This window comes from uncultured Novosphingobium sp. (assembly GCF_964277725.1).
In the GTDB taxonomy this organism is placed as follows: domain Bacteria; phylum Pseudomonadota; class Alphaproteobacteria; order Sphingomonadales; family Sphingomonadaceae; genus Novosphingobium; species Novosphingobium fluoreni.
The window spans coordinates 1-6,617 of record NZ_CAXYKL010000155.1 but is presented as its reverse complement, the minus strand read 5'-3'; the positions used below and the strand labels follow the sequence as shown (position 1 = coordinate 6,617).

At 58.5% G+C, this 6,617-nt stretch carries 7 protein-coding genes; 6 read left to right on the top strand and 1 reads right to left on the bottom strand.

The genetic code is table 11. From position 1 onward, the window contains the following. Window positions 1-158 precede the first annotated feature (158 nt). From ACHWRX_RS08960 to ACHWRX_RS08945, 4 genes are all read left to right on the top strand, one after another. Window positions 159-389 (top strand): lipoyl domain-containing protein, encoded by a 231-nt coding sequence (locus ACHWRX_RS08960; protein WP_288483377.1) that lies wholly within the window; start codon window positions 159-161, stop codon window positions 387-389. 75 nt (window positions 390-464) lie between these two features. Beyond that, window positions 465-959 carry an SDR family NAD(P)-dependent oxidoreductase gene (locus tag ACHWRX_RS08955; RefSeq protein WP_288483379.1) on the top strand — a complete coding sequence of 165 codons (495 nt, stop codon included), beginning with the start codon at window positions 465-467 and terminating at the stop codon, window positions 957-959. A gap of 15 nt (window positions 960-974) precedes the next feature. Further along, entirely contained in the window at window positions 975-1,247 is a 273-nt protein-coding gene (locus ACHWRX_RS08950; protein ID WP_288483430.1) for an SDR family oxidoreductase, read from the top strand. A 412-nt stretch (window positions 1,248-1,659) separates the two neighbouring features. Continuing rightward, a complete protein-coding gene (locus tag ACHWRX_RS08945) occupies window positions 1,660-2,913 on the top strand; it encodes a cytochrome P450 (RefSeq protein WP_058736665.1) in 1,254 nt (417 codons plus the stop codon). A 53-nt stretch (window positions 2,914-2,966) separates the two neighbouring features. On the opposite strand, the gene ACHWRX_RS08940 is transcribed toward ACHWRX_RS08945, so the two are convergent. Then, on the bottom strand, window positions 2,967-3,977 hold the full coding sequence (locus ACHWRX_RS08940) for a zinc-binding dehydrogenase (protein ID WP_082667985.1): 1,011 nt from the start codon (window positions 3,975-3,977) through the stop codon (window positions 2,967-2,969). Between the two features lie 621 nt (window positions 3,978-4,598). On the opposite strand from ACHWRX_RS08940, the gene ACHWRX_RS08935 reads away from it, so the two are divergent. Next, window positions 4,599-5,555, top strand: coding sequence for a TauD/TfdA family dioxygenase (locus ACHWRX_RS08935; RefSeq protein WP_296074332.1), 957 nt, complete (start codon window positions 4,599-4,601; stop codon window positions 5,553-5,555). 65 nt (window positions 5,556-5,620) lie between these two features. Then, window positions 5,621-6,617 (top strand): MFS transporter (locus tag ACHWRX_RS08930; protein WP_394658930.1); only part of this gene is annotated, 997 nt, incomplete at its 3' end.

The window sequence follows — 6,617 nt, the reverse complement described above, 5'->3', positions numbered from 1 at the left end:
CGACCAAGCTTTTTGGAAAACTCAAGGCACCCGTCGCACGCCTGGGCGCACCTTATGCCCCCGTACCCTTCTCCAAGCCTCTGGAAGATGCCTTCGCACCCAACGCCAAGCGCATCGCTGAGGCCGCCATCTCACTTTGTAAATAACAGGACTGGTTCATGGCTACCGAAATCCTTCTGCCCAAGCTTGGCTTCTCGATGAACGAGGGCACTCTTTCCGAATGGCTCGTGTCGGACGGCGCCACTGTCAACGAGGGGGACCCGCTTTTCTCCTTGGAAAGCGACAAGTCGACCAACGAAGTCGAAAGCCCCGCCACCGGTACGTTGAAGATCCTGAAACAAACCGGCGAAACCTATGAAGTTGGTACCGTCCTCGGCACGATCGAGTAACACGAACCGCAGGGACTAACCGTAAACGATGAGCGCGACCGAGCAGAGCGATGTCCAGGCGACGAACACATCGCCGTGGAATCAAAGCTCGTCGCGCTCGTCACCGGCGGCGTTAGCGGCATCGGCGAGGCTACAGCGAAGGCTTTGAGAGCCCGTGGCGATCGGGTTATTACCGTCGATTTGCGTAACGCCGATATCAATGCCGATCTTTCGACAGCGCAGGGCCGTGCAACACTTGTGGCGCAAGCGGAGCGATTGGCTCCCGATGGCATCGACCTCGTTGTTGCCGCTGCTGGTGTTTCGCTTGGCATCGGCGACGTTCTGGGCGTAAATTTTTTCGGTGCGGTCGCCACCCTTGAAGGCTTGCGCCCCCTGCTTGTCAAAAGGGCTCCAGCCCAGGCGATTGCCATCACATCTACCGCCGCGATCGGCGAGGTGGATGACGAAATGATGGCCGCATGCCGCGATGGGAATGAGGAAGCCGCCAAGGTGCGCGCTCGTCACACCACAGAGGGAGATGCTCATTCGCCCCTGGAATATTCATCGTCGAAGCGGGCCCTTGCTTATTGAGTCCGCCGCGCCGCCATAACGCGGGATTGGGCAGGCTCACGCGTGTTTTTGAATGCAGTCGCACCGGGCTTGACGTTGACGAACATGACCCGGCCGATGCTCTCCGATCCAGCGTTGGTGGATGTGATCAATGCATCCACGCCCAGGGCCGTTTCTCAACCTGGAAAGGCGGAAGATCTTGCGGAAGCGATCGTCGCGATCGCATCCCTTCGTAGCGGTTATGTAGTGGGACAGGTGCTTCATGTAGACGGCGGCACTCACGCCATTCTGCAACCTGAAATTTACTGATAATCGTCGTATAAGTCGAATGGTCGCCGTGCTTTTGGGTGGTCGATAATGTTGCTTTACCGCCAATACTTTCAGATCATACGACCTGTTGTGAAAGACTTCTGCCGCAGGTGTATCCTCGTTCAAGAGCATGGTTCCATCGCTATCGCGAGAAAGATCAGCCCCGGGGAAGAGAAGACCATTTTTGACGTTGTATCGATCGATTACGGCGGTTCAATTCAGGAAATAGTATTGCGCCGCGTTCGTCCCGGCCCGCTCGCTTGGCCATCCCTGCCGCTTTCACATTTCAGACCACTTCACATTCACGCCCCTTTCATCGGAGCGGCGGCCTGCGACTTTATATAGCAATCGCTTTATAAATACCGTATGTTAGCCTCTAATAAGACAAATAAGGTCAAGCAGGAGACGGATCATGACGGCGCTGCCGAAGTTGCGCGACCTCGACAATCGCGAGTTCAACCCTTTCATGGAAGAGCGCTTTTTCTTTGGCGAGAACGAGGACCCCTATCCTCTGCTGGCGCGCTTGAGAGAGCAAAATGCGGCCATGGCAGGTGACTATCGGCTGATGATGGGCCTTCAACCGGACATCACGCACCCGGCCAACGTGCCGCACTTCATGATCCTGAGTTATGAGGAGGTTGCGAAGGCACTGCAATCTCCTCAGGTATTTTCGAACAAGGCGTACACGTTCAACATAGGAGCCAGCTTCGGTCGATCAGTTTCAGCGATGGATGCGCCTGAGCACGGTAGATATCGCCGGATCTTCCAAAAGATTTTTCTGCCGCAATTTGTGAAGACATGGGGCGATAACATCGTTGACCCTGTTGTCAACGATCTGATGGATGGGTTCATAGCTACCGGCAAGGCCGATTTGATTCAGCAGTTTACGCTGAATTACCCCTTTGGCGTCATCTATCGGCAGCTAGACTTGCCACCGGATGAGGGAAAGCTATTCCACAAGCTGGCTGTTACGCAGACGCTCGTCTCGTTCGACTTCAAGCATGGTTCTGAGGCAAACGCGAAGCTTGGGGAATATTTCCCTCATTTGATCGAGCAGCGGCGAGCCAATCCCGGCAATGATCTGGTCAGCCTGCTGGCGCGAGCGGAAGTGGATGGCGAATATTTGCCCGAAGATGTCCTGGTTTCCTTCTTTCGTCAGTTGATCAATGCCGCGGGCGACACGACTTATCGCGGCACCAGCGTTCTATTGACCAAGCTGCTGGAAAACCCGGACCAACTGGCGATGCTTCGAGAGGATCGCAGTCTGCTGCCCAATGCGATCGAGGAAGCCCTACGCTTTGATGGACCGGTGATTGAACAGGCTCGCTGGACTGCGCAGGACGTGGAGGTAGCAGGCGTTTTCATGCCCGCCAACTCTATCGTGCATGTCGTTGCCGGCGCGGCAAACCGTGATCCGGCGAAATTCGACGATCCTGATCGTTTTGATATTCGCCGGCATAATGCAAGCCGGCATTTCTCGTTTTCGGCCGGGCCACACATTTGCATTGGCCAGCATCTGGCACGGGTGGAGATGACGCGCGCCATGACGGCGATCCTGGATCGATTGCCCAATTTACGGCTCGACCCCGATATGCCGCCGCCCGCGATACGTGGCGCGATGATGCGGGTGCCGCACAGTCTCCACGTTCGCTTTGATCCCAGTTGATCGTTCATCCGCTGGGCTCCGCCTTACAACGGACGGGCCCAGCGGATCGATCATCACAAATCAGGGCGCGCGTGAACCTTGACGTCGGTGCTTTCACCTTTGTGCATCTTCTCAATCATCGCGGGAACTTCCTCCAACGGGATCGTCTTGCTCACCATCAGGCGCGGCTCCACGTGGCCACGATCAAACGCATTTAGTGCGAAGCGGAATTCATCGATCGAGTAAGCCATCGAGAAGATCAAGGTGACTTGCTTGAAGGTGGAAATCGCCGGAATCACGCCATCGGGCTTTGTGCAAAAGCCTAACGAGACGACGGTGCCGTTAGTGCGAACATGATTGATGCTTTGTTGCAAAGCGCCAGTTACGCCAACGCATTCGAAGACCACGTCGGGTTGGCCGCCCAAGGCTGCCTGAACGTCAGCGAATTCACTTTCGCCCGAGCATACGAAGGCATCCGCGCCCATTGTACCGGCCATTTCCGCGCGGCGCGCCGAACGCGACATGGCGACGATCTTGCCGGCACCCAGTTTGCGCGCCCAATGAATAGCGGCAAGCCCGATAGACCCGGCGCCCAGCACCAAGACCTTGGCGCCAGGCTCCATCTTGGCGAGTGCGACGCCGTGCAGGCCGACCGACAAAGGTTCTACCAGAGCGCCATCTTCCATGGAGACGGATTGTGGAAGCAGCAGCGATGTCGAGGCCGAGACACGGATGTAATCGGCAAAGCCGCCTGCATAGTTCTTGATTCCGTTGGGGCAGAATAGCGGCGTTCCTTGCAGGCAAGCTTCACAAGCTCCGCAGCCAGCTGCCGCCAGAGCGGTGACCCGATCACCCGTCCTGAACCCCGAAACGCCCTTGCCGACCGCGACGACCTCACCGGAAAATTCGTGTCCGATGATGCTGTTTTCCGGGTAGAAACCATGTTCTTTGGTTAGGTGGACGTCCGAGCCGCAGATTCCGCATTGATGCACCTTGAGAACCATTTCGCCCTCGCCCGGCTCTGGATCGGGCATCTCCCGCAATTCGAGGGGCTTGCTAGCATTTTCAAAGTATAACGCACGCATCAGTTCTCTCCGGTAAATCGCGATTTGCTTTGGATCGCACCCTAGTACGTAGTCTCGGACTCGCCAAATAATGCCACCCCGAAGCGGGCCATCATCGGCACTGTGATTATGGACCTAAAAAAAACTGGCGGGAGTTAGCCGGAAAGGCGCGCTTCGCAAACGTGAAGAATTGCTACTGATTGACAACAAATTCTCTACTGGGTAGATAGAGATCGTTCGAGGCGTTGGTCAGGCCTCTCGAATTCCGCACAAACCTGACCCGCGGCTTTTGACCGGGAAGCAGCTTGCTCCGCGTTATAAATGGCTAAAGCGCGCGATGCTTAGGCGACCACGCCCGGCGTCGTGTTCCCCTCTTTCATGAGGTGATGCGATGCGCATGTGTCTGACAATCCGTTGATGATAACCGCAGGGGTGCGGACGGGCCGATAAGTCCGTTCCTGCGCCAGCTGGGTTCGTAGATTTCTCCCCCAGTTCCCGCAGGCAGCCTTACGCCAGTCTGCATCCCTGACGCTTGGCTGTCCCGCAGAACGGGCGGCCTAGTCCCGAGGTGACGCCAAGCACGGTGTCTGCCGGCGCCCTCTCGTGTCTTGAGCCCCCAGAGCATTTTCAAGGAGCCGAATCATGGCAACCGCAATCGATCAGTATCCTAACGCCAGGGATCACTCGTCCTCGCTCGATATTCACCCTGTGACAGGCACGATCGGTGCCGAGGTCCGCGGCATCGTGCTCTCCGGCGATCTTGATGCCGCAACCGTTCAGGCCATCGACGCCGCCCTTGTTCGCCACAAGGTGATCTTCTTTCGTGGCCAGCATCACCTGGACGACGCCGAGCATGAGGCCTTCGCCGCGCTGTTCGGCGATCCGGTGGCGCACCCCACAGTGCCTGTCGCCGAAGGTTCGCGCTATCTGCTTGACGTGGACAGCAAGGAAGGCAGCGCTGCTTCCAGCTGGCATACCGACGTGACCTTTGTCGACGCCTACCCCAAGGCGTCGATCCTGCGCGCGATCAACATTCCCGAGGCCGGTGGCGACACGCTCTGGGCCAATACCGAGATCGCCTATGAGCGCCTGCCGGAGCCTTTGCGGCAGCTGGCGAACACGCTGTGGGCGACGCATACCAACGATTACGATTATGCGGCCGCACTGTCCGGTGCGCAGCTATCGCCCACGGTTGCCGCCCAGCGAGAGGATTTCCAGAAGTCGGTCTTCTCCTCGACAATCTACGAGACGGACCATCCGGTCGTCCACGTTCATCCCGTTTCAGGTCAACGCAACTTGCTGCTGGGCCATTTCGTGAAGCAGTTTGTCGGGCTCTCTTCGGGCGACTCTCAGGCCTTGTTCAACGTCCTGCAAGCCCACGTCATCAAGCCGGAGAACACTGTGCGCTGGCGCTGGCAGAACGGCGATGTGGCGTTTTGGGACAACCGCGCGACCCAGCACCGCGCCATCGGCGACTTCGGACTACAGCGCCGCACACTGCGCCGGGCGACCGTGAATGGCGAAGTGCCGGTCGGTCTCGATGGGCGCCGCAGCCAGACCAAGCGACAGGAAAAGCGCGCTGATCTGGCGCACGCCTGACGCTTCGATACGGGGCTGCCGACTACGGTGGCCCCGTCATCCTCCGCTCGTGATGGAGACATCGCATGGCCACGGCCTTCGCCACATACGATCTTTCGATCCCGACACAGACGCGCGGGCCGAGCAAGGGCTTGGACACCCGCCGCCTGATGGCATTTTCCGCGCTGGCGATCCCTGTCAGCGCCGCGCAATTGCCGATCATCAACTTTCTCCCATCGATCTACGCGCAGCAGTTCGGCATATCGCTGGCCGCGCTGGGTACGATCTTTTTGCTCGAACGAGTCTGGGGTGTCTTCGCTGACCCGATCGTGGGTATTCTCAGCGATCGGACGCGCAGCCGATTTGGGCGCCGTCGCCCCTGGATGGCCGTCGGCGTGGTGATCTTCGCGCTGGCTTCCGCCGCTTTGTTCCTGCCGCCGCAGGGGGTTACACCGCTATACCTGGGCGTTGCTCTTTTCGTGTTTTATCTGGCCTATTCCATGATCCAGATACCCTATTGGGCGTGGTCAGGCGAACTCTCCTCCGATTATCACGAGCGAACCCGTGTCGCGGTGTTTTATAACGTGGCCACCGCCGTGGCGCTGTTGTTGATCATGCTGTTGCCCGCCGCGATTGACCACTTGGGCCTGGGCGATGATAGACTCAAGCTGGCCGTGATGGGCGGCCTGGTGCTGCTGGCCCTTGCCCCCGCAGCATGGATGACGTTGCGCGCCTTTCCGGAACGCCCGTCGCCAGATGTATCGCCCACCAAGCGCCTGGGGTTTCTGGCGACAGTACGGATCATTGCGCAGGAAAGGCTGATCCTCAAGATCATCCTGTCCGACCTTGCCGTCACGATGGGACAGGGCGTGCGCGGCTCGCTGTTGTTGTTCGTGGTTGCGCACTACGTCGGTCGCCCGGAATGGGGCGCGACCCTGATGCTGACGCAATTCGTGTTCGGCATCGCCGCCGGGCCGATCTGGCTGCAGGTCGCCAGACATATCGGGAAGCAGCGCACGGCGATCGTGGGTGAGCTTGTGCAAGTGGCTATCAATCTCAGCCTTCTGGCGATCACGCCCGGAA